Genomic DNA, 20,050 nt, shown 5'->3' with positions numbered 1-20,050 from the left:
GGCCGACGGCCACGCCTCACCCGTGGCCGCGTGACACGTCCTGGCTGGAGGGCTCCGCCCGCGCGTACTTCGGACTCAGTCGGGAGTAGACGTGGTGCGCCGCATGCGCGCATCTTGATCGACAACAACCCGCCCTGGATTTAAAGCAGCACCATGTCCCGCTTCTTGTGTCTGGCGCTTTGCCTCCTCGGTGCTCCCGCGCTCTCGCAGCCCAAGGCCGGCTGGGCACCGGTCGGCGAGTTCGAGCTGCCCTCAGGTCAGGCCCGGGTCAGTGACCCCGGCTACGAGAAGTCGTCCGACTTCGGGGTGAAGGTCTTCGCCGCGAAGAGCGGTAAGTGGCGGGCTGCGATCCGGCGGTCTTACGAGAAGGAGCTTGGGGTCCGGGTGGCGGAGCTCATGGTCCTGCACGACTCGGTGAAGCCGGAGCGGATCCTTTGGACTGACTCCGGCCTGAAGGTGAGCGTCGACTCTGGCACGGCGGGCGTCTTTGATGACGGTCGATACAGGGATGATGGCCTGGTCACACCGCAGCCGCAGGAGAAGTCCGCCGAGCCTGGCGAGAGCTGGTACGAGAAGTTCGTCATGGGGCTGTACGTGAAACACGTCGACGCTCAGACGATCCCCTTCGGCGTTGTCTCCAGCGCAGGTTTCGGTGATGGCGGCTACCGCTGCTTCGTGTCGTACGGCCTTGACAAGAAGGTCGAGGCCATCCGCATCGTCTTCATCGGCGACGGAGCCGAGGGAGCGGAGCAACGCGCGCGCGTGCGGGAGATCTTCCGGCGCGGTCCCTTCATCCAGGTGCCATGAACCACGCCCGAGCCCCTGGGGCCGCCTCCCGACGGTGGGCCCCGGTGCTCAGGCGTCCGCGAAGTCACCGCTCCGGCCGAGACTCTCCTCCTCCGGCGTGAAGGCGGGCATGGTCTCGACGAGGGTGGAGTCAAAGCGGTAGGTCTCCTGCAAGAACCCCCCTTCGACGATTGTATTTTCGAGCTGCAAGATGAACTCTTGCGCAAAATCGCACGCCTCCTTGATGCTCTCTGCGTCCCCTTTCTGCAGGAGCCGCTGGAGCCCCGCTCGCACGGCGGCGAGCCGCCCGATGGGGTTGAGAAGCGTGTAGAGCCAGGCGATGCGATCCACGGAAATGCTCAGAAGGGCACACGCTACCGTCCGCCTCCCACGGGCCCCCGTGGAGCCCCTGCCTGCTTGTGGGATCGGGGCCTATGAGAGCAAGCTACAGCAGACCCGCGCTGGAGGCGGCGGGTTCGATTCCCGCCGCCTCCACATTTTTACGGCGTGATCACGGGTGGTTAGCAGCTCCTTCCATCCGTGTTGCGTCAGTGTTGCGTGCCGGCGCAAGAGGCAGGTCGAGAACACCGACCGCCTCTCGCCGGGTGTCGGGGCGCAGGTGGGCGTAGCGCTCGGTCATCTCGATCGTCGCGTGCCCCATGAGTTCCTGAATGAGCTTCACGCGCGGGGCCTGCTGGATGACCTTCTGCTCTTCAGCGAGGTTCAGCAGCTTGCTCAAAGCCGACAGCACGTTGTTGATCGTCTTGAGGCTCAGGGGCTTCGGCAGGACGTCGACGCGCTTCCGAAGGGCTGCCGGTGTAGGGGCTTCTTTCCGGGCGCGAGCCGCCGACCGCTTCTTACGCATCGCCGCCTTGAAGTCTTCGATCTCAGCGGGGCCGATGCTTTCGAGCGCCATGTCTCCGAAGAACGGTAGCAGGTGATCGTCGAGGATCTGAACGGGCCGCACGCTGGATCCCGACTGGATGAAGGGGCACTCGGGGGATTGGGAAAACGCGCTGCTCGTCGCGTATCTGCTGCCCACCGGGCACGTCGCGGCCTACAGCGTGCCGCTCGTCGGGGGCGCGTTCATCTGGGGCGGAAAGGTGTATCGCTAGCAGCGCAACGGGGCTCCAAGGGCCTTCACCGCGAGTCCTCTATGGTTGAGACTCAACCCCAGGTGTCAATTCCCGCGCGTGATTGAAAGAACGTGGCCATGCCTCACCGAACGTGCATCGCCCCCCTGCTCTTACTCCTACTCTCGGCCTGCGCCACGATGGAGCCGACCCCGGGCGAGATCGAGGATCCGAGCCCGAGACTCGCCAATCTTCAGCGTGCGGCGCTGTACCCCTGGACGGATGATGGGCAGTGTGTCGTGCGCGAAGCCTCCAACGAATGGCCTATCCTGGCGGAGAGATGCTTTTACGCTCTAGATCGCGACAGGATGAGGTTCCGGGATGTGACAAAGAAATGCGCCGTCGCCCAAGCGGATGCAACGGCTCCCGCAGTCGTCGCCCTCTGTATCTTCGCCGCGCCCGAGATCGTCGTCGGTGCAGTGATTGTTGTTGGCGCGGTGGTGGTCGCAGTCGCCATCCAAGAGGGGATTGATGCTTATCAGCGGAACGCATCCCGCGAGCGCGCGAAGCCCAAGACTCAGACACGGCCCGCGAAGGAACCCGTGGCGCAGAAAGAGCCAAAGCCGAAGGGCTTGGGGCCGGATGTGCTCCCGCCCATACCATCCGATCCCACCGAGCGCCCGGAATGCAGGCCCGTTCCGGTTCCGCACGCGGGCGGCAATGCCCCGCACGACGACTGCGCCGACCTCATTCCGCAGAACAGCTTCCCCGGCTGGGATGTGCTCGTTAATGGCAAGCAATTCGATGCGCTGGTGCTTGTTACGCGGACTCTATGGGACATCAAGACGGATAATTTCGATATACACTCGCCTCGGTCCCAGGATTTTCTTGCTAAAGTGAAGTTACCGGAACTGCAACGCGAGGACAGGCTTGCTAAAGAGTGTGGATATAACTTTATCGTTGGCGTGCGAAGCCCTGCTCACAAAGCCGTATTGCTCAAACTAGACCCCAACCTAAAAGTTGTCGTCATGAATTGGTGCTAAGATGGCAGCCACGCAAAAATCCTTGCGCCTTACCGTCTACGCGCCTGCCCTTGTGGGCGGCGATGGGCGCACTCTTGCCATCGTCCATGGAATGGAGCGCGCGGTTCCCGGCTTGCGGCTGGCGTGGACGACTTCTGAAAAAGACGACCTCATTCCATTGCCTCACCGCGACGAGTGGGTCGCGGCAGACAGGACCGACAACGGGTTACCCTTCCTCTGCAATGACGACGAGAACCGCCTCGTGACGCTTACCGGGTGGGAGAACGCGAGAGGTCTTGCCGTAGACATGACGCCACACTTTGAAGTCCATGCGAGGCTGCCACAGGATGAAACGAGCATTGCGGCGGCAGCGGATGCGCTAGAAGCCGTAGCGGAGGGCGCTCGCGCGATCTGGGGGCGCGTGCTGGCAGATAGTGTGGCCGAGATAGTGGCGCAGCAGTTTCGCCACCCAGGGGATGAGCCTCATATTCCGCCCAAAGGGTTACCCTCTCTCAAACTCTCATGGGACATCCCCGTGCCTGAGATTCCGCATTACCTCGGCTGGCTGAACTATTGGTCGGCTGCTTCTGCACGAGCCATCGGGTTCCCGGATCCTGCTCGCGACGCCGAACTGCTCACGCGAGCGCGGCGCACGGTATCGGGGGGGTGGGTCGTGCAGCTCACCGATGCGCCGCTCGATCTCGACAACCCCGCCCACCTGGACGCGCTCAAACGGGCGTATGAACGCTTCCCGGCGATCGGCGGGCGCGACTCTCCGTGACCGCTCGGCTCGGGCCGCGCTGCGCGGGTGCTGGCGATGGTAGGGTGCAAATCCAGGAGGTCACCCACCTTTGATCGTGCCCGCCAGATTGGCCCTTCTGCTCGCGCTCTTCCTGGGAGCTGCCGCGCGAGCCGAAGCCGAGCCGAGCCGCACGAAGCGCGAGTGGCATCAGCAGGGCGGTCCTGTCGATGTCGACTTCGAGGTGCCCTCTTCCCTGTAGGCAGAGCAACTGCGCCAACGCGGCGTCCAGTTGCCTCGGGCCTCTCAGCCACTGGCTGACCCTCGAGCCCATCGGGATTTCGTCGACCTGCGAGTGACGGCCGTGGGCTTCGGTATTACCACCGGAGGCTACCTTCTCTACTGCGAGGGGGTAGCGCTGCCGGTGCTCGTCCCCGAGTCCCAGGTTGACCTGGAACTTACGAGCGCGGCGCCGCTGAACGCCTCCATCTCGACGCGGCAGCCAGCAACATCTGCCCCAGAGCCCGTCCCTGTTCCAGCAGCGCCCGCTGCGGCGCCGAGCTCGCCCGCGCCATCGCCGGGCCTGGTCCAGGCGCTCGGTGGCCACAACCCGACGCCACCGGTAGCTGCTGGCCTGTGCCTACCTCAGGATGTCGCAGCCAGGCCAGCAGTTCCTGGTGTCAAGCCGCTGCAGCGGCCTATCAGTCCCAGTTCCACCCAGAATGCGCAGCTCCAGGCGGACATCCAATATCTGCAGGGCATAGGTGCCACGAACATCCGGGTGAACCAGCAACAGCTCAAGCTGGACAACAGCCAGCGCGTTGGAGTCAACCGGCCGGATCTGCAGTTCGACTATAAAGGTCGCCGCTCACCAGTCGCGTATCACCTCCAACGATCCGAACGCGGAGATCATCCTCCTGATTGTCCGCTGGTGGGTGAGGCTCACCAGATGACCGAGACCATGAAGGGACTGCTTCTGGAGGACCGCTGGGCGCCTGTTACTTCGGACATGGGCTTCCTGGAGATGGATACGGAGCGCGCTGCCCGTGCCTTCGCGTCATGGCAGGGAGGGTTGGTGGCAGCAGATGGCGTCACCGTGAACACCCGCCCGGTGATGGGCTCCCTGGAACAGGTTCTCTCCACCCTGCTACCCCTGACGGGTGGGGAGAAGCGGCGGTACCTCTTCATTCCCACACGCAGCACCTGGACGGCGTACTTCGATAATGGGTATCGGGGGACCGATGCAGTCAGCGTCATGTTGTACATGGCCCGGACGCTGGGGTGCCGAGGCATGCGCGTGGGCGTAGCGCCTCACACTCTTCGCAAGGATAAGGGTCGATACGGAATCGTCGCGCTGTAGGTGTACGGCTCGAGGCAGACGGACTGGCTCAACTATCTCCGCACCCTTTATGCCATGAACGATGGTGGCCGCTGGGTCTTCGGCCAATCCGGCGAGCCCTTTCCCTTCGAGAACCTGGAGCGGTATCAGGTTCGCCGCATCAGGGACCGTTTCACCTTCGACATGCTCAAGGAGTACCTGCTCCACTTGGGCCTCTCCCCCTTCCAGGAGGAGTTCTACCTGCCCCAGGGCGCACCCGCCTGGCTGGTCGAGAAGACGGGGCCAGTAGTCCACACCTATAAGGAATACACTCTCGCTCAAGCCCGCGAGCATTTCTGACTCGACAGGGGTCGAGGCGGCCGCGCGGGAGGTCACCGCGGGCTCGCCCCAACCCGGTCATTGGGTCCGGGCACCCGAACACGGCGCTACTGCGTGGCGAACACGAGGTCGTCGCGGTCGTCGAAGCCGCCGGTGGAGCACGGCGACGCGCTGCCACTGTAACGGAAGTTGCCGCGGATGGCCTGGATGCTACCCACGGGCAGCGTGTACGTGGTGGACAGCACCTGCACTCCACCGGCGGGCGCTGTCAGCGTGCCAATGAATGTCCACGACGGGCTGTTGGCGTTCGCGGCGTAGTAGAGGTCCAACATGTCCGAGAACCCGCTCCACGCATACACGGTGGCTTCGATGCGCACCGTCTTCCCGGGCGCGAGGCTCGTTCCGTCGAGCGTCGAGATGCGCAGCCGATCCAGGGACTCGTCGACGTGGTAGGTGCCGCCATACCCGTCCGCGCACGAACTCCCCAGCGTGTTGGGCGCGTTGGACTCGGGCCCCAGGCCGGCGCGCCCGTTCAGCAGTGTGCCCGAATCACACGAAGACCCCAGTGACGCGCAGCGCGGCGTCCGATACGCGCTGTCGTAGATGGCCGTGGAACCCACCACGACGTTGCGCACCGTCACGGTCACGGCGCTGCTCGTGGCGGCATTGCCCGCGGCGTCATAGGCCTTGGCCGTCAGGCTGTGGAGCCCGTCGGCCACGCTCGTCGTATTCCACGCCAGCGCGTAGGGCGCGGTCGTCTTCGAGGCGATCAGCCGCGTGCCGTCGTAGAAGTCCACGCGGCTCACCGCCACGTTATCGCTTGCGGAGGCTTGGAGCGTCACCGTCCCGGAGATCGTTGCTCCTGCTGTCGGAGTGGTGAGGGCCACCGTGGGGGCCGTCGTGTCATTGGAGACGATGACATTGATGGTGGCGCTGCTCGTGTTGCCCGCAGCGTCGCGAGCGGTGGCCGTGAGCACGTATGCCCCGTTGGCCTCGCCGCCGGTGCTCCAGAAGAGGCTGTAGGGCGGCATGTACGTGTTCCCCAACCACTTGGAGCCCGCGTAGAAGTCCACCTGGGTGACACCGAAGTTGTCGCTCGCGGTGACCTGAAGCGTCGTCGTCCCGGAGAGGGTCGCCCCGTTGGAGGGAGCGTCGAACGTCACGACAGGAGCCGTGACATCGCGGACCACGTTGACGGACACGGGAGCGGAGGTGCTCACGTTGCCCGCCGCGTCATAGGCCCGGCTGGTGAGCGTGTGGCTCCCCTCCGCGGCGGTCTTCGCGTTCCACGTCACCGCGAAAGGCGGTACCGAGTCCGTCCCCAACAACGTGGAGCCGTCCAGGTAGAACTCCACGCGCGTCACCCCGATCGCATCCGAGGCCGAGGCGCTCACCGTCACGGACGACGTCAGCGTGGCCCCCTCCGCTGGGCTGGTGATGGTGGTGGTGGGGGCGGTGACATCGGGTCCCTCCTGCACGCCGAACACCAGATCGTCGTGGTCGACATAGAAGCTCGTGGCACACGCCAGGGGCGTGCTGTCGAAGCTGCTGGGGTAGAACCGGCCGCGGATCGCCTGCAGCCCGCCGCTCGGCAGGGTGAAGTCGGTGGTGAGCACGCGCGTGCCGGAGCTACCCGAGGTGGTGAGCGTGGTGATCCACGTCCAGGCGGGCGCGGTGGCATCAACTGCCGAGAACAACTCGAGCCGTCCGATGGATGCCGTGGCGAACACGGTGGCCTCGATGCGCACCGTCTTTCCGGGCGCGAACGCCGTGCCGTCCAGCGTGTACACGCGCAGCGAATCCAGGGACTCCTGCACGTGGTAGGTGCCGGACGTGCCGTCCGCGCACGTTCCGCCCAGGGTGTTGGGCTGGTTCGTCTCAGGGCCCAGGTTGGCGCGCCCGTTCAAGAGGGAGGCGGAGTTGCAGTCCGCCGTCACCGGGCAGCGGGGCACCTTGAGGCCCGAGTCATACCTGGCGAAGGAACCGATGCTGGTGACGGTCACCGGACTGCTGGTGCCGACGTTACCCGCGGTGTCGTAGGCCTTCGCCTGCAGCGTCCGCGTCAGGGGGAGCTCTCCCGTGTTCTGGGCGTTCCACGAGTATGTGTGAGGGCCTGGTCCCGTTCCCGAGCCCACGAGCGTGCCGTCCCGGTACAGTTCCACCTTCTGCACGCCCACCGCATCCCAGCCGCCATAGCGCACGGTCACCGTGGCGCCGACGATGGTGCCCGTCTGCGGCGAGAGGATGGCCGCCGTGGGCTCCGTCACGTCCAAGCACTGGTGCGCGGTGGAGCACGAGAGCCCGGTGCCGCAGGTGCCACAGTCGAGTGCCATGCCGCAGCCATCCGAGAGGGTGCCGCACGCCGCCCCCAGATCCTGGCAGGTCTTGGGCATGCAGGCGGACACCGCGTAGCGCTCGCTGGTGGCCAACTGGGCCCAGCTGCCAGAGGCGGTGTTCCGCCCACCCACCACGAGGACCTCCTGCCCTGACAGCAGCGCCACTCCGGGGCTGGTGCGCGTCTCGATCAGCGCGGACTCGGCGCTCCAGGTGCCGGTGTCCGGCGAGTAGCGCTCCACCGAGCTGAGGATGTTGGACCCATCGCTGCCTCCCGCCATGAGCACCGTGCCGTCCCCGAGCAGGATGGCGCCTGGCTCGTAACGCCCCTTCAGCATGCTGCCGGTGGTCGTCCACAGTCCGGTGGAGGGCGAGTAGAGCGACGCATTGCGCAGCGCCTGGTTCTCTCCACCCGCGACGAGCACCCGGCCATCGGCGAGCGCCAGGGCGAACTGCGCCCCCTGGCCCGAGGGCATCGGATCAGCGGCCGTCCAAGTGTTGGTCGCCGGGGAGTAGATCTGCGAGTTCACTCCCGGCGCGAGTCCCAGCACCCGGCCGTCCGGGAGCCGCACCAACCGCTTCACCTTCGCCAGCAGGGGACCGGTCGCACTCCAGGTGCCAGTGGCGGGATCGAAGACCTCGGCGGTGAGCAGATCGGCGTTGGGGTCCACGTTGAAGCCCGAGGCGACCAGCACGCGCCCATCCGTGAGCGTCACACCCACCTGCTTGTAGCGAGGCTGCTCCATGCTCCCGGTAGCAGTCCAAGTGCCGGTGGCGGGATCGTAGATCTCGGCGGAGGCGTGCTTCGTGGTGAAGGTGTAGCCACCCACGGCGAGGACGCGGCCATCCGCCAGCAGGTGCGCCGAGTGGTACTCCCGGGGAACGCTCATCGCCCCGGTGGGCGCCCAGGTCCCCATGGTGGGATCGTACAGCTCGCACGAGGAGAGGATTCCTGCCACGGAGGAGAACCCTCCGATGGCGAGCACGCGGCCATCCGTCAGGCGCGTGAGCAGCGGCAAGGCGCGGGCGACAGCCATGGAGCCTGTCGCGGAGGAGGCAGCCTGGGACTGATGGGCGAGCGAGATGGACTCTGGCTCCTCCGTCATCGGCGCGCAGGAATAGAGCAGGCTGGCCAGCGTCAAGGCCAGACAGGTACAGCGGACGTTGTGCATGACTCTCCTCTCGGACGTCCGGGCTTCCGGATGTCCAGGTCGTAGGGGAGGGAGTCACCGCAGCGGAAAATGATGCGCAAAAAATAATGCGGGAGCTTCCGGTAGGCCCAACTCCCTCGTTGTGGCGCAGCGCCCAGCGGGCGGGAGCGGCGGTGGGCGGGTCGCGGTACGGCATGGACTCGCCGTAAACCCCATTCAACATCGCGAGACGCATCCGGAGCCCGACACCGAGCATATGCTACTGTCCACGAACCGAGTGGGAGATGGCGGTGCATCTGACGGAGGTCAAAGGGAAGGTCGACTTCGGCATCATCACGATCCGTGAGGATGAATTCGAGGCGGTACTCCAGCGCTTTCCAGAGGCAGGGCGTGTCAGTGGCCAGCGCCAGTACAATCTCCGGCGGGTCGAGCTTACCGGGGGCGCCTCCTATCTCGTCGCCGTCTTGCGCTGCATCGAACAGGGAAACGGCGAGGCTCAATCCGCGGCGCATGATCTCCTGGAGGACTTGAATCCCCAGTGGCTGCTTGTGGTCGGCATCGCGGGAGGCGTGCCTTCTGACGAGTTCGGCCTCGGAGACGTGGTTGTCTCGACCTGGATCCATGACTTCAACGTCGAGGCTGTCCTCCACGACAGGGAGTCGAAATTTGCCTTGGCCGGGGGCCCTGTCGCCAAGGCAGCAGCCGTGGTGGTTGCCAATTTCCCAGCGCAGAGGGCGGAACTCGGCAATTGGGGGACAGCGGAGTCGATCGAGGCCCCACGGCCTGCCGTTCTCACCCTGGAGTCGCTGCAGTCCGGCGACTGGCTCTATGGGGATGAAGAATGGCGAGGCAAGGTCCGCCAATCTCTCAGTCGCCATGCAGGACGGGCGGAGCCGTTGGTGACCGTCGGCGCCATCGCCTCGAGCGATCGCCTCATCAAGGACATGGAGATCCTGAAGGTGTGGATGAAGATGGCTCGCCAGATCCTCGCCGTCGAAATGGAATCGGCGGGGGCCTATCGGGCTACCTATGGGCGGTCAGTGCCCACGCTCTCCATCCGGGGGATCAGTGATCTGGTCGGGCTCAAACGGGATCCTGCCTGGACTCAGTATGCCTGCCACACGGCTGCGGCGTTTGCTCTGGCGCTGCTGAGGACCAGGCCTGTCGAGCCCAGGGGCGTGCGCCGGAACGCTCTTCCGGAGTACGCGGATGAAGCCAGCCGGAAGCTCAGTGAGCAGATCGCCGAGGCCCGTCAGCGCAAGGTCCGGCTCCAGGCCGTCGGCGCGGACACGACCGCCCTCGATCAGGAAATCCTCGGGCTTCGCCGGCAACTGCGAGAGGGCGGCCAGCTGAGAGAGGGTGACTCCCTGGGAGATGGGCGGTACCTGTTGCTTCGCCGGGTGGGCCGGGGAGGGTTTGCCACCGTCTGGGAGGCGCACGACGAGCTGATGGACCAGCCCGTCGCCATCAAAGTGCTTCACTCGGATCTGTCTCGCGATCCAATGCGGCGGGAGCGGTTCTTCCGCGGGGCTCGTGTCATGTCGGAGCTCGCGCACCCGGCCATCGTGAAGGTGCTCGAACCCCAAGGCCAGGATGGCGGCTTCTACTACTTCGTCATGGAGTTCATCTCGGGGGGAGATTTCCGAGCGGCCGTGCTGAGTGGAAAGTTCCCGAGCGAGGCTGTCATTCCACTCGTGCTCCAGGTTGGGGATGCCTTGGCTCTGGCTCACAAGAGGAACTTTGTTCACAGAGACATCAAGCCCGCGAACATCCTGCTGGACGAGAAAGGAACCCCTCGCCTCACGGATTTCGATCTCGTGGGAGGGCTCGACACGACGGGGGGAACAAAGACGGGAGCGCTGGGGACCTTTCTCTATGCTGCCCCCGAACTCATGGATCGTCCGCAGGACGCGGGGGCCCGAGCGGACGTGTATGGCTTGGGGATGACAGTCCTCTTCGGGTTGTACGGGCGGGAATTCTCCCTCGATGTGATTCAGGACACCGAGAAGAAGAAGCTCATCAGCCGGTTGCCCTGTAATCCGGAGGTGCGGAAGGTCATCCAACGCGCTGTCTCCCGGGCCCATGGGAAGAGGTATCCCAACGCGTCGAAGTTCTGCAGTGCACTCGAGGAAGCGCATCGGTCCGTTCCGCCCTCCGCTGTCCCTCCGTCCCTGCTTCCCACGGGCACGGCGTTCGAGGTCAAGGTCACCTGGAACCAACACGATCCCATCCTCAAGCTTCCCTCCCGCACAGCGATGCCAGGGTTGCCCTTCGGTGAACTGACCGTCCAGGTTCCCGATGGAGGGATGTGGCAGTTCCGGATGATGAAGGAGTACTGCAACGTCGCGAAACCGGTGGGCACGGACAGCAATCGGCTTCCCGGGCTTCTGCGGCGCTGGTTCGGGCCGCGCGCCGGCCATCCGGGAACGGCGTTCCGTGTTCGCTTCACCTCGGAAGCAGGTGGATGGAAAGTGGCGCCCATCCCGCAGGAAGGATCGCCCCAGTCGCGCTTGAAGGCAGTGGTGGCTTTTCCCTCTTTGCGAGTGGCCGCTGAGGCCGCGGCTGGCGCAAACCCGCTCGAGGACGCTCCTGGAGCTGAGTGGATCCGTTTGCCTCTCGAGGAGCAGGGAGAGCGGCTGTTGGCCATGCGTGCACCCTGGGAACTCGAAAAGGCCAGGCAGCCCCTGCGAGAGGGGGACTGGCTTGTCCTGCGCCGCATGGCGGAGGGAGATGTGGAGCCCGTACAAGGCGACGTGGGGCTCGTCAAACGGCTCAGCTCCGATGAGGATTACGCGCTGGCTGTTCGCAACAAGGATGAGTGGCTGATACGCAGGGGGGGCGCCTTCATCCGGTGGCCAGCCATCCCTGTTGCGCTCCTCGTCGAGATCATTCCGCCGGAGCGCATCGGGCCCACGCGTGGAGCACAACTGGCACCCGAGGCGATGATGGAAGCTTTCGGTGTCCACGGCGTGCCGACGACAGGGCGGCACGGCGGACTCCTGTTCCTCTGCCCTTCGAGCAAAGGGCCCCTCCTGGCACCGGACCGGATCGGATACATCATCGGGGACCGGCGTCCGGCCGAGACCGCCTTCGTGCTCACGAGCCATGAGCCGCAGCGGGCGTGGCGCTATTGGGGTGTGGCGCGCTGGAGTGAGGACGAGACCTGCTGGCTTCTTCCGGAGCCAGTGGACCACGCGACCTGGCGTGAGCTGGGCCATGGACGATCCAGTTCCAAAAGTTTGTCCGCTGAGGCTGAGGCCCGGGCAGAAGCCTGGGTTGACCGGTTTCTGGGTGATCACCCTTCCGGCACGTTCCTTGAGCGCGATGGAAAGGGGTGCCGCGTCGTGGGGAGAGCTCCCAAGGGGGGCATTCGGATTGACGGCGGGAAGGGGGGCTTCAAGGAGCGAACGGTCAGCTTGACGGACATTGCCTGGGTATTGCTGGCCCGGGAGGACGCCCGAAATGCCGGTGGGCCCCTGGATGAGCTGCGTGTGAATCGCTTGCGCTACCTCGAGGGAACGCCCGAGGAGTCGACGCGATTTATCGATACTGGCTGGGCGCTGTTCCTGCTCAAGAACGGGTCCTGAGCGCGTCCTCTGGGGAACGGCGGCGATGGTGAGCGCCTGCGTTGCATCCGCCTCGCCTGCCCTCCAGAATGCGCGGGTTCGCCGCAGTCCAAGAGCCCCCGCCCAGTCATCGGGCAGGAGCATGAGCCGATACCCCATGAAGCCGTTTCTCGCCCGCCTCGTACTCGCCTTGGGGCTTCTGGCTCCGCTCGCCGCCCTGGCAACTCCCACCTGTCCTCAGACGACCGAGGCCCCCCTCTCGGAGGTGCCTGCGGCACTCAAGCCCGGTGCCTGGGTGGCCTCGGATGCCTTCGATACGGTGGGCCAGCCGGAGAATCCGCTCTCCACGTTTCATCCCGCCTTCAAGGACCAGCTCACCGTGGCGAAGGAGGCCTTGGAGATCCGAGGCTTCATCGAGTCCGAAGACCCTGGCGCGCGAGTGGCCGTGGTGCTCCTGAAGCGGGTCCAGGAAGGCTTCTGTGTACTCAACACCTGGATTTCTTCCCCCTCCGAGCACTTCGGCCGGCTCGTGCTCGTCTCCATGTGGCGCTCCAAGGACAGCCAGTGCGGCATGTTCCTCATCGAAGCCTCCAACCCTCGCTCCGGTGAGGAGCACCCCAATGTTCGTGCGCTGGTGCTGGGCACCCACGGCCAACACGTCTGGAAGGCGTTCGAGGCGAACAGCACGGGCCTGGCGTTTGATCCGCAACCCGGCACCTTGGCACTGTTGGGGGCGGGCGAGCCGTTGCTCCTCGACGCTGCAGGCCAGTTCAGTCCAAGGCCCGTTCCCAAGGGCACTCCCGCCGCCGCACAGGGCACTCCCACTTGTCCCAAGACCGGCAACAAGCCGATGGGCTCGCTCGAATCAGATCCCCTGGGCGAGGATTCGAGCCTTTCACCCGGCCAGTGGATTCCGAGTGACGCGGCCTCCCAGCTCTACTCATTTTGGGACAAGGACAGCCGGGGCCAGGTGGCCTTTCGCAAGCTGCTCACCGTGGGGGGCAAGGAAGTCGAAGCTGTGGGACTCACGGGCAATGACGCCGTGGTGGCGTTCCTGGCTCCGGCGCCCAAGGGCTTCTGCGTGCTGAACTCCCGGTACTGGCCGTTTGGCGGCAATGGCGTGAGCTTCCAGCAGGCGTGGTGGACCTCCAAGAACCGGAAGCTCACCGTGCTGCTGCTGGAGGTAACGGCCGAGTTCCACCATGGGGCCGATGCGGATGACCCCAGGGCCCAGGATGCACACCTGGCGCTGGCCCTCGACGGTCAGCGGGTGAGGCTTGCCTCCGCCTCCGAGGAGGCTTCCGCCCGTGCGGCTCAAAAGCCGCGCTGAAGCTCAGGGCGTGGCTGGAAGGACGAATTGAGTGAACTCGATCGGCTCGGTCTGGCTGTAGTTGACGTTCGTCCCCAGGGCCATGTTCGGGTAGTCGTTCTTCGTGGAAGGGCTGATCACCCAGCTCATGGGGGCAGGGGTGGCCGGAGGCGCTGGCGCCACGTACCCGTGCGGGTGGCCCCAGACGAACTCCGTTCCACCGTTGTAGCGCTTCACCGCGGCCCGCAGCAGGGCCTCGCGGTGCTTGGCAATCGTGAGATCCAGGCTCGCCGCCGGATCTTGATCCTGGGGCGTGACGGTGCCGGCGGCCACCTTGGCCTGATAGGCCGCGTTGGCCTGGTTGGCTTTCTTCTCCAGGTCCGACTTGGCGACGAGCGCCTTGTCGAACATGACCTTGATCCCCGCGCGGATGGCGTCGATGTAGCTCCACATCGCGTCGTCGCTCGGATGCGGATCGCACTGCGCCATCGTGTAGCCATGGGGATGGCCGTGCAGGGGCATGCCCCTCTCCTGGCCGTACGACCACACCATGTTCCCTTCCCAATGGCGGAAGTCCGCCCAGGTGCTGCCGTTGAACTGCCGGGCCCGTGATTCGTGCGCGACGGTGCGGCGATAGGCCAGCTTCCAGCCCGAGACATCGATGTTCCGCGCCACATGAGTCGCGGCAAGCTTCTCGTAGGTCTCTCCCACCACGGTCTCGATCATCTGGCCCATGGGATCGTTCGCGTTGATGGCGTTGGCCGGGGCGTTGTCTCCCGATACCCGGAAGGGCACGAGCTGCAGATCCGACTGCGCGCTGGCCACGGTGGCGGAGGTGCCCCGAGCGACGCGCTGCCCATCGATCGAGAGAGCTGCCACCGTGAGAAACCCGTCCCCTCCGCGCAGGATCTCGCGGCTCGTGGAATCGACCACCGGCACTTGCCACTCCACCACCATGGCCGCCGCATTCTTGGCGCCCTGGGCTCGCCCCCAGGCACGCTGGCGGTTGGCGATGGCCACGATCGGCGTTCGCCTCGTCGCCACTGGGAACGGCAGCTTCACAGGCACCGGGGTGAAGGCGTCCTTCACCGCGTCGCTCTCGAGGGTGAGCGTGTCGTCATCGCCGATGGTGAGCGTCACTCCCTGAGCGACCGCTTGCAGCTTGGTGGACGTCCAGACACCTCGGAACTCCTGATTGAGCGAGTACCCCCCAGCGTTCGCGTCGTGGAACGTGTCGGGAGGGGAGACCGGAGGATCGACATCGGGGCCCTTCCACTTGAGACGGAACCTCCAGTCGATCTCCATGCGCAGGGACTGCGTCAGGCCCGAGACCGCGGGAACGCTCCTCTTCCGGCGCTGAAGCAACTCCTCGATGGGTGCTTTCTGCACGCCAAAGACATGCAGCTCCGCCATGAACATCGGCATCTGCGGATGAGGCACTTCGGGACCGGTCCCATTGAACTTGCGCTTCTGGTCTCCGCGAATCACATAGCGGATCATGCGCCGCGCCCGCCGCTCCTTGGTGAGCTCGGCGTTGGCTTTTTGCTTTGCCTCGTCGAGCAACCCCTCTTTGCGCGTGTCGGCGTGTTGCAGGGCGACCTTGGTGGGCGCTGTCGTGGGCGTCATGAGGTTGCCCGCCGCGGTCGCTGCCGTCAGGCCCGCCGCTCGCGACGTCTCGAAGGCCTGGAACTGCGCGGTGGCCGTGTTCGTGGCGGCCATTCGCGCCGCATTCGCCGCGGCCTTGGCCGCCGGGAGCGCCGTCGCGGAGAGCTCGGTGTTGACCTGGGTCAGGGCCTCGTCGATTTTCTGTTCTGCTGTCGTCAACGCCGTCGTCAGCGCCGTCACCGCTTCCGTACATGCAGGTGAGAGCTGGGTATTGATCGCGGTGAAGGCAGTGGCCAGCTCCTGCATGGCGACGTTGAAGGCCGGATCCGCCGTGACTTCGCGCTCCGGAGTGTTCGTGAGCGCCTCGGTGATCTTGGCGGTCAGCCCCGCATTGGTCACGGCGGTCTTGAGGGCTGTCAGCTTGGTCTTGGCCACCGTGAGCTTCGCCTTGGCCTGCGCCGCCGAGGTCTGCGCCACCGCGGTCGCCAGCGCCGTGGCGGCATTGTCCCGAGGTGTCTTCAGGCGGGAGAAGGCTGTCTTGACCGCCTCGACGTTCTTCGTCTTGTTGCTGATCGCCTTCGAGGCCTGATTCCTCACCTTATAGGCATGCAGGAAGAGGTTGCTCGAAGCGACGTCGCGCACCGGCGACTTCTTGAAGTCGAGGACGATCTTCTCCTGGGCCTGGTTGGAGATCTGCCCTGCCGAGGAGCCGTTGAGGTTGTTCGTCGCGTCATCCACCAGGGCGAGCTGCAGCCCGACCAGGAACACCGTGAACGAGTCAAGCCAGTGCCTCGAGTCGGCGGTATCGCTCGAGTCGACCACCACGTGGACGAGTCCGAAGGACTGGGTGGGATCATCGATCCAGACGTCGGCCTCAAAGGAGCGTTCGCTGCCAGCCCCCGTCGTCGCCACGACGAGCTCCTCGACGCGGCTGCCCGTGGCCGAGGTCCTCAGGCCCAGTACCGTCCCCGCCGGACCGACCATGCGAATGCGAGTGTGTTGGGCGTTGTTGCCCACCGTCCCCTGGATGCGCACCCCGCGCTCGTGGACAACGACAGCCCCCGGAGGCGCCGCGGGCACGGCATCTTCCGCGGGCGTGGTGGCCCCCTGGGTGATGCCGGCTCGCAGGTAGTCCTTGTTGTCGTCGGTGGCGTCCTCGGGTGTGTGGTCCCAGAGGACCGGACAGAGCGACAGCTCCCGGGGCAGCGTCAACGCCACGGAGACCGGTGGCACCGCGACCTCGGCCACGCTGATGGCCACCACCGTCTGATCCGTCGAAGCGATGGCGACCGGAGCCGTGCTCGGAGGCAGGGCGATGGTGCGCTCCACATACGCCTGGGCGTTGTTGAAGATGGTGTTGTCCAGAATGCTCTGGGGGATGGGGCGAGCCCCCCGGCTGGTGTAGATGCGCACCGTCTTGGGGACGTCGATCACCGCCTTGGTGTCGAACTTCCAGGGGCGCGTCCCATCGGCTGCCGAGCCTCCGGGAGCCATCTTGCGCAGCCGGCCATTCGGCGCCGTGCGGTAGGTGGTGGTCGTGCCGCCTTCTTGGATGTAGACCCACGCCGACGCAAGTGGCCCGGGGGTGCTGCCCTCGGTGTTGACGAGGACCTCGCAGCTAGGCATCTCCGTTCCTCTCTCGAAAGCTATCGCGGGGAGGGCGAGTGGCTGTGCTCGTGCAGCGCGTTGCGGAGCGCCTCTGCCTCTGTGTCTTCGGGGAAGTCATGATCGCGCGCGAAGTCCGCGAGCCCGCTCTCGTTGGCCTCATAGCCCAGGTTCGCCAGCCGCTGGCGCCATCCGGACTCCTCGTGGTGTGGATTCAGGTGCCCGATCAGCAGCGTGCGGGTGATCCCCAACTCCGTCAGTTCCAGCTCTGCCCGTTCCTCGCGGGGGTGGAAACCTTTCTCGTGGATGGCACCGTCCGCACCGGTTTGCCCCTTGCGCTCGATGTTGCCCACGCGCAGCACATAGGGCGAGTTCGCGAGCGGCTGGCCATCTGCGTCCACGAAGACGACGTGCACATCGCGCTTGGCCAGCCGGACCCGGAACTTGTGGGACTTGCCGGTCGCGCACTCGACGACCTTCTTCTTGGCGTCCGGAATGTAGACGACGTCCCCCGGCGCGAGGACGTGCGGGCTCTTGCGGCGGTTGCGGAGCCCCTCGTTGTTGGGGTGATTCCAGATCGCCATGGCGTCCGAAAAGCCATGGCGCCGGGCGATCGTCCGCATGCATTCGCCCTGGGAGACGGTGTGAGAACTCGCCATGTGGCTACGCTATCCTGGTCCCATGACAGATCGCGAGACGCCTCCCGTGGGCCTCACTCCCCGTGAATGACTGAGACTCGAGGTGGACTCACGTCGGCGCCTCGCCGCCCTCGGTGAGAGGGGGGAGAGCGACGGCAAGTCCCGGCAGCCTCGCCCACAGCACGGTGGCATTCGGGCGGGCGGGTTCAGTCCGGAGGCCCAACTTCTTGATGTCGTTGGAGTAGCGCGAGCCCTTGATCACCACGGCCCTGCGTGCCACACGTTGGGCCTCCGCGACCATCTCTTGTGTCAGCGGGGCGTAGTCCGCGTGGCGACGCAGCGCCTGGAAGGCTGCGGACGACTTGCGAGGTCGCCCGAACATCGGGTCGAAGAGCACCACGTCGAAGGCCCCGTTGGGAAGCGTGCGCAGGTACTCGCTCGCGTCGGCGTACACCACGTGGATGGGGCATGCGAGGGGATGGCGCGGCAGTGTCTCCAGCCCGTATCGGGCGAGCAGGTAGAGCGCAGGGCTCTTCTCCAGGCCGGTGAGCGCCCCCGAAGGGCCGACCAGGCGTGCCGCCACCTGCGCATCGGCGCCCAGGCCCAACGTGCAGTCCAGGACGCGTTCCCCCTCGCTCAGCCCGCTGATGCGCAGGAGCATGTCCTCATGCACCCCGGCATCCAGCTGCTTGACCCGCAGGTGCGCCAGGCCCGGAGAGAAACGCAGCGATTCCTGATCATCCACCAGTGAGACGGCGCCGGCCTCCATCACGATGAACGCGTGGGCGAAGTCCGCCAGCATGGACGCGAGCGACTGCTTGTGGGTGCGCTCCACATAGGGCACCCCCACCTCCGCCGCGGCCTGCCGGGCGCGCTGAGCGAGTTCCGGCGCGTAGCGATCAGAGGTTGTCACGGCCAGGGGCCATCGTGTGTCCGGGGGCTGGCCCGCTGGGGGGAGCGGCTGCGTCATCGTGCGGAGGAGGATACACTCCCGCGGACTTCAGGCCGCTGCGTCGCGGAGCCAGGTGGCGCCCGTGGGAGTGACGAGGAGGAGTTCCTCGAACTTGATGGCATGGCCGTCGAAGCCCAGGTGCGGCTCGATGGCCCACAGGCCGGTCATGTTGCCCTCGTGATGGCGGCTCAGGGTCTGGCCGGAGGCGCCGCGGGCCACGAACTCGAGGAGCGTCTGGGCCCCACGCCGGGCAAGGGCTCGCGCCAGGGGGCTCGAGGCGACGTGGTGCACCCGGTGGCCGAGGAACGAGTAGGCCGAGGTCTCGTGGACGCCCGAGAGGGAATGGGCCGAGAGCTCCTCGTGCACGCGTTGCCAGAGGCGGTCCGCGCGGTATCCCAGGGATGACACCCACTGGGGGATGTCGCGGTAGAGGCGATCCAGGACCGAGCGGGCACTCGCGTAGCCGGGGACGGTGCCCCATTGGCCCGCGTAGCTGAAGTCGCAGGCATAGCCGTTCAGGACGGGCGCGAAGTCGAAGATGTAGACGTCGTTCTCGGCCAGGGTCTGCGACGTGGCCCGGAGGTCGAGCCGCGACGTGAAGTGCCGGAATTGCGTGCGCGGGCCGAACCAGACGAAGGGGCGATGGAAGTAGTGCTCGACGCCCTGAGACGCGAGCCACTTGCGCATCCAGGCCGCCAACTCGCGCTCGGTGATGCCGGTGCGCAGCTGCTTCTCGGTCTCCTGGGCGCAGCGGACGGCCAGATGCTGCGCTGCGGCGAAGCCCCGCAGCTCTTCGGGGGAGGGGACGCGAGCGAGCGGCGGTGTGATGCGGCTCCAGCCCGGCCAGTGGTCGACGTGTGAGAGCAGTCGTCCAACCATGGGTCTGAGTTCCATGCAGTCAGCAGGCCAGAGCGCCCACGGGCTGTCAACGAAGCCGGGCCCCGTACCCTGCCCGCGGAGGGCCCGTGAGTTTGGATGGCCGCGCATTCCGGTTCTCGCTAGATGATGGCGCGCCGGACCTGTACCCCACCCCCATTGGAGCAAGCACCATGTCCCTGTCGATGTACCAGGCCTCCGTCCCTGTTTTCATCCGCATGCTGGGCAATCTCTCCGCGATTCTCGACAAGGCCGCGGCGTACGCCGAGGCGAAGAAGATTGATCCAACGGTCCTGATCCGGGACCGGCTGGCACCTGACATGCTTCCCCTCTCCTTCCAAATTCAGACCACGACCGATCATGCGAAGGGCTGTACGGCGCGCCTGGCGGGGATTGAGGCGCCCAAGTTCGCTGACACCGAGAGCACGTTCCCGGAATTGAAGGAGCGCATCGCGAAGACCGTCTCCTTCCTGCAGAGCGTGACGGCGGCGCAGGTTGATGGCTCCGAGGATCGTGCCATCACCCTCAGCATGCGGTCGGGTGAGCTCAAGCTCCAGGGCCAGAACTATCTGCTCTCCTTCGCGCTCCCCAACTTCTATTTCCACATCACCACGGCCTACGCCATCCTGCGGCACAACGGCGTGGAGCTGGGCAAGGGAGATTACATCGGGGGCCGGTGAGCAGGGGCCCGCCCCAAAAAGGAGCACGATGCTTCAGCACGCCGGGCTAGGATGGGC

16 protein-coding genes and 2 pseudogenes are annotated in these 20,050 nt (G+C 65.8%); 11 read left to right on the top strand and 7 right to left on the bottom strand.

What is annotated here, in order from left to right; translation table 11 throughout:
* Positions 1-153: 153 nt before the first annotated feature.
* Positions 154-807, top strand: a complete 654-nt coding sequence (locus KY501_RS50115) for a hypothetical protein (protein ID WP_224372658.1) — start codon at positions 154-156, stop codon at positions 805-807.
* Positions 808-855: 48 nt separating this feature from the next.
* Here KY501_RS50115 and KY501_RS50110 read toward each other — a convergent pair whose 3' ends face one another.
* Both KY501_RS50110 and KY501_RS50105 read right to left on the bottom strand, forming a co-directional pair.
* On the bottom strand, positions 856-1,137 hold the full coding sequence (locus KY501_RS50110; protein WP_224372657.1) for a hypothetical protein: 282 nt from the start codon (positions 1,135-1,137) through the stop codon (positions 856-858).
* A 310-nt stretch (positions 1,138-1,447) separates the two neighbouring features.
* Positions 1,448-1,759, bottom strand: a pseudogene (locus KY501_RS50105) (tyrosine-type recombinase/integrase); the annotation flags it as partial.
* Positions 1,760-1,769: 10 nt separating this feature from the next.
* On the opposite strand from KY501_RS50105, the gene KY501_RS53555 reads away from it, so the two are divergent.
* From KY501_RS53555 to KY501_RS50080, 7 genes and pseudogenes are all read left to right on the top strand, one after another.
* Positions 1,770-1,901 (top strand): hypothetical protein, encoded by a 132-nt coding sequence (locus KY501_RS53555; RefSeq protein ID WP_255637502.1) that lies wholly within the window; start codon positions 1,770-1,772, stop codon positions 1,899-1,901.
* Between the two features lie 98 nt (positions 1,902-1,999).
* Positions 2,000-2,902, top strand: a complete 903-nt coding sequence (locus tag KY501_RS50100; protein WP_224372655.1) for a DUF6310 domain-containing protein — start codon at positions 2,000-2,002, stop codon at positions 2,900-2,902.
* Between the two features lies 1 nt (position 2,903).
* Positions 2,904-3,662 carry a DUF5953 family protein gene (locus KY501_RS50095; RefSeq protein ID WP_224372654.1) on the top strand — a complete coding sequence of 253 codons (759 nt, stop codon included), beginning with the start codon at positions 2,904-2,906 and terminating at the stop codon, positions 3,660-3,662.
* 70 nt (positions 3,663-3,732) lie between these two features.
* A complete protein-coding gene (locus KY501_RS50090) occupies positions 3,733-3,882 on the top strand; it encodes a hypothetical protein (protein WP_224372653.1) in 150 nt (49 codons plus the stop codon).
* A 30-nt stretch (positions 3,883-3,912) separates the two neighbouring features.
* A pseudogene (locus tag KY501_RS54650) lies at positions 3,913-4,125 on the top strand (hypothetical protein); the annotation flags it as partial.
* A gap of 456 nt (positions 4,126-4,581) precedes the next feature.
* A complete protein-coding gene (locus KY501_RS50085; protein WP_224372652.1) occupies positions 4,582-4,980 on the top strand; it encodes a hypothetical protein in 399 nt (132 codons plus the stop codon).
* Positions 4,981-5,298 carry a hypothetical protein gene (locus KY501_RS50080; RefSeq protein ID WP_224372651.1) on the top strand — a complete coding sequence of 106 codons (318 nt, stop codon included), beginning with the start codon at positions 4,981-4,983 and terminating at the stop codon, positions 5,296-5,298.
* Positions 5,299-5,384: 86 nt separating this feature from the next.
* Here the strand turns inward: KY501_RS50080 and KY501_RS50075 are convergent, their stop codons facing one another.
* A complete protein-coding gene (locus tag KY501_RS50075) occupies positions 5,385-8,783 on the bottom strand; it encodes an Ig-like domain-containing protein (protein WP_224372650.1) in 3,399 nt (1,132 codons plus the stop codon).
* Positions 8,784-9,046: 263 nt separating this feature from the next.
* On the opposite strand from KY501_RS50075, the gene KY501_RS50070 reads away from it, so the two are divergent.
* Complete coding sequence (locus KY501_RS50070; protein WP_224372649.1) at positions 9,047-12,349, top strand: protein kinase domain-containing protein; 3,303 nt, start codon at positions 9,047-9,049, stop codon at positions 12,347-12,349.
* Positions 12,350-12,485: 136 nt separating this feature from the next.
* Positions 12,486-13,658, top strand: a complete 1,173-nt coding sequence (locus tag KY501_RS50065) for a hypothetical protein (RefSeq protein ID WP_224372648.1) — start codon at positions 12,486-12,488, stop codon at positions 13,656-13,658.
* 3 nt (positions 13,659-13,661) lie between these two features.
* On the opposite strand, the gene KY501_RS50060 is transcribed toward KY501_RS50065, so the two are convergent.
* From KY501_RS50060 to KY501_RS50045, 4 genes are all read right to left on the bottom strand, one after another.
* Positions 13,662-16,868 carry a hypothetical protein gene (locus KY501_RS50060; protein WP_224372647.1) on the bottom strand — a complete coding sequence of 1,069 codons (3,207 nt, stop codon included), beginning with the start codon at positions 16,866-16,868 and terminating at the stop codon, positions 13,662-13,664.
* A 20-nt stretch (positions 16,869-16,888) separates the two neighbouring features.
* Positions 16,889-17,506 carry a LysM peptidoglycan-binding domain-containing protein gene (locus KY501_RS50055; RefSeq protein ID WP_224372646.1) on the bottom strand — a complete coding sequence of 206 codons (618 nt, stop codon included), beginning with the start codon at positions 17,504-17,506 and terminating at the stop codon, positions 16,889-16,891.
* Between the two features lie 88 nt (positions 17,507-17,594).
* On the bottom strand, positions 17,595-18,398 hold the full coding sequence (locus KY501_RS50050) for a class I SAM-dependent methyltransferase (RefSeq protein ID WP_224372645.1): 804 nt from the start codon (positions 18,396-18,398) through the stop codon (positions 17,595-17,597).
* Between the two features lie 87 nt (positions 18,399-18,485).
* A complete protein-coding gene (locus KY501_RS50045; RefSeq protein ID WP_224372644.1) occupies positions 18,486-19,316 on the bottom strand; it encodes a M24 family metallopeptidase in 831 nt (276 codons plus the stop codon).
* 170 nt (positions 19,317-19,486) lie between these two features.
* Between KY501_RS50045 and KY501_RS50040 the strand changes: the two genes are divergently transcribed.
* Positions 19,487-19,993 carry a DUF1993 domain-containing protein gene (locus KY501_RS50040; protein ID WP_224372643.1) on the top strand — a complete coding sequence of 169 codons (507 nt, stop codon included), beginning with the start codon at positions 19,487-19,489 and terminating at the stop codon, positions 19,991-19,993.
* Positions 19,994-20,050: the final 57 nt, after the last annotated feature.

This window comes from Hyalangium versicolor (assembly GCF_020103695.1).
In the GTDB taxonomy this organism is placed as follows: domain Bacteria; phylum Myxococcota; class Myxococcia; order Myxococcales; family Myxococcaceae; genus Hyalangium; species Hyalangium versicolor.
This window is presented reverse-complemented; position numbering and strand designations above follow the sequence as displayed.

Excerpts from the sequence above, each read along its gene's own strand:
- KY501_RS50060 (WP_224372647.1), bottom strand. The coding sequence starts at position 16,868 with ATGCCTAGCTGCGAGGTCCTCGTCAACACCGAGGGCAGCACCCCCGGG.
- KY501_RS50075 (WP_224372650.1), bottom strand. The coding sequence starts at position 8,783 with ATGCACAACGTCCGCTGTACCTGTCTGGCCTTGACGCTGGCCAGCCTG.
- KY501_RS50065 (WP_224372648.1), top strand. The coding sequence starts at position 12,486 with ATGAAGCCGTTTCTCGCCCGCCTCGTACTCGCCTTGGGGCTTCTGGCT.
- KY501_RS53555 (WP_255637502.1), top strand. The coding sequence starts at position 1,770 with ATGAAGGGGCACTCGGGGGATTGGGAAAACGCGCTGCTCGTCGCGTAT.
- KY501_RS50070 (WP_224372649.1), top strand. The coding sequence starts at position 9,047 with ATGGCGGTGCATCTGACGGAGGTCAAAGGGAAGGTCGACTTCGGCATC.
- KY501_RS50040 (WP_224372643.1), top strand. The coding sequence starts at position 19,487 with ATGTCCCTGTCGATGTACCAGGCCTCCGTCCCTGTTTTCATCCGCATG.
- KY501_RS50115 (WP_224372658.1), top strand. The coding sequence starts at position 154 with ATGTCCCGCTTCTTGTGTCTGGCGCTTTGCCTCCTCGGTGCTCCCGCG.
- KY501_RS50100 (WP_224372655.1), top strand. The coding sequence starts at position 2,000 with ATGCCTCACCGAACGTGCATCGCCCCCCTGCTCTTACTCCTACTCTCG.
- KY501_RS50085 (WP_224372652.1), top strand. The coding sequence starts at position 4,582 with ATGAAGGGACTGCTTCTGGAGGACCGCTGGGCGCCTGTTACTTCGGAC.
- KY501_RS50055 (WP_224372646.1), bottom strand. The coding sequence starts at position 17,506 with ATGGCGAGTTCTCACACCGTCTCCCAGGGCGAATGCATGCGGACGATC.
- KY501_RS50095 (WP_224372654.1), top strand. The coding sequence starts at position 2,904 with ATGGCAGCCACGCAAAAATCCTTGCGCCTTACCGTCTACGCGCCTGCC.
- KY501_RS50045 (WP_224372644.1), bottom strand. The coding sequence starts at position 19,316 with ATGGTTGGACGACTGCTCTCACACGTCGACCACTGGCCGGGCTGGAGC.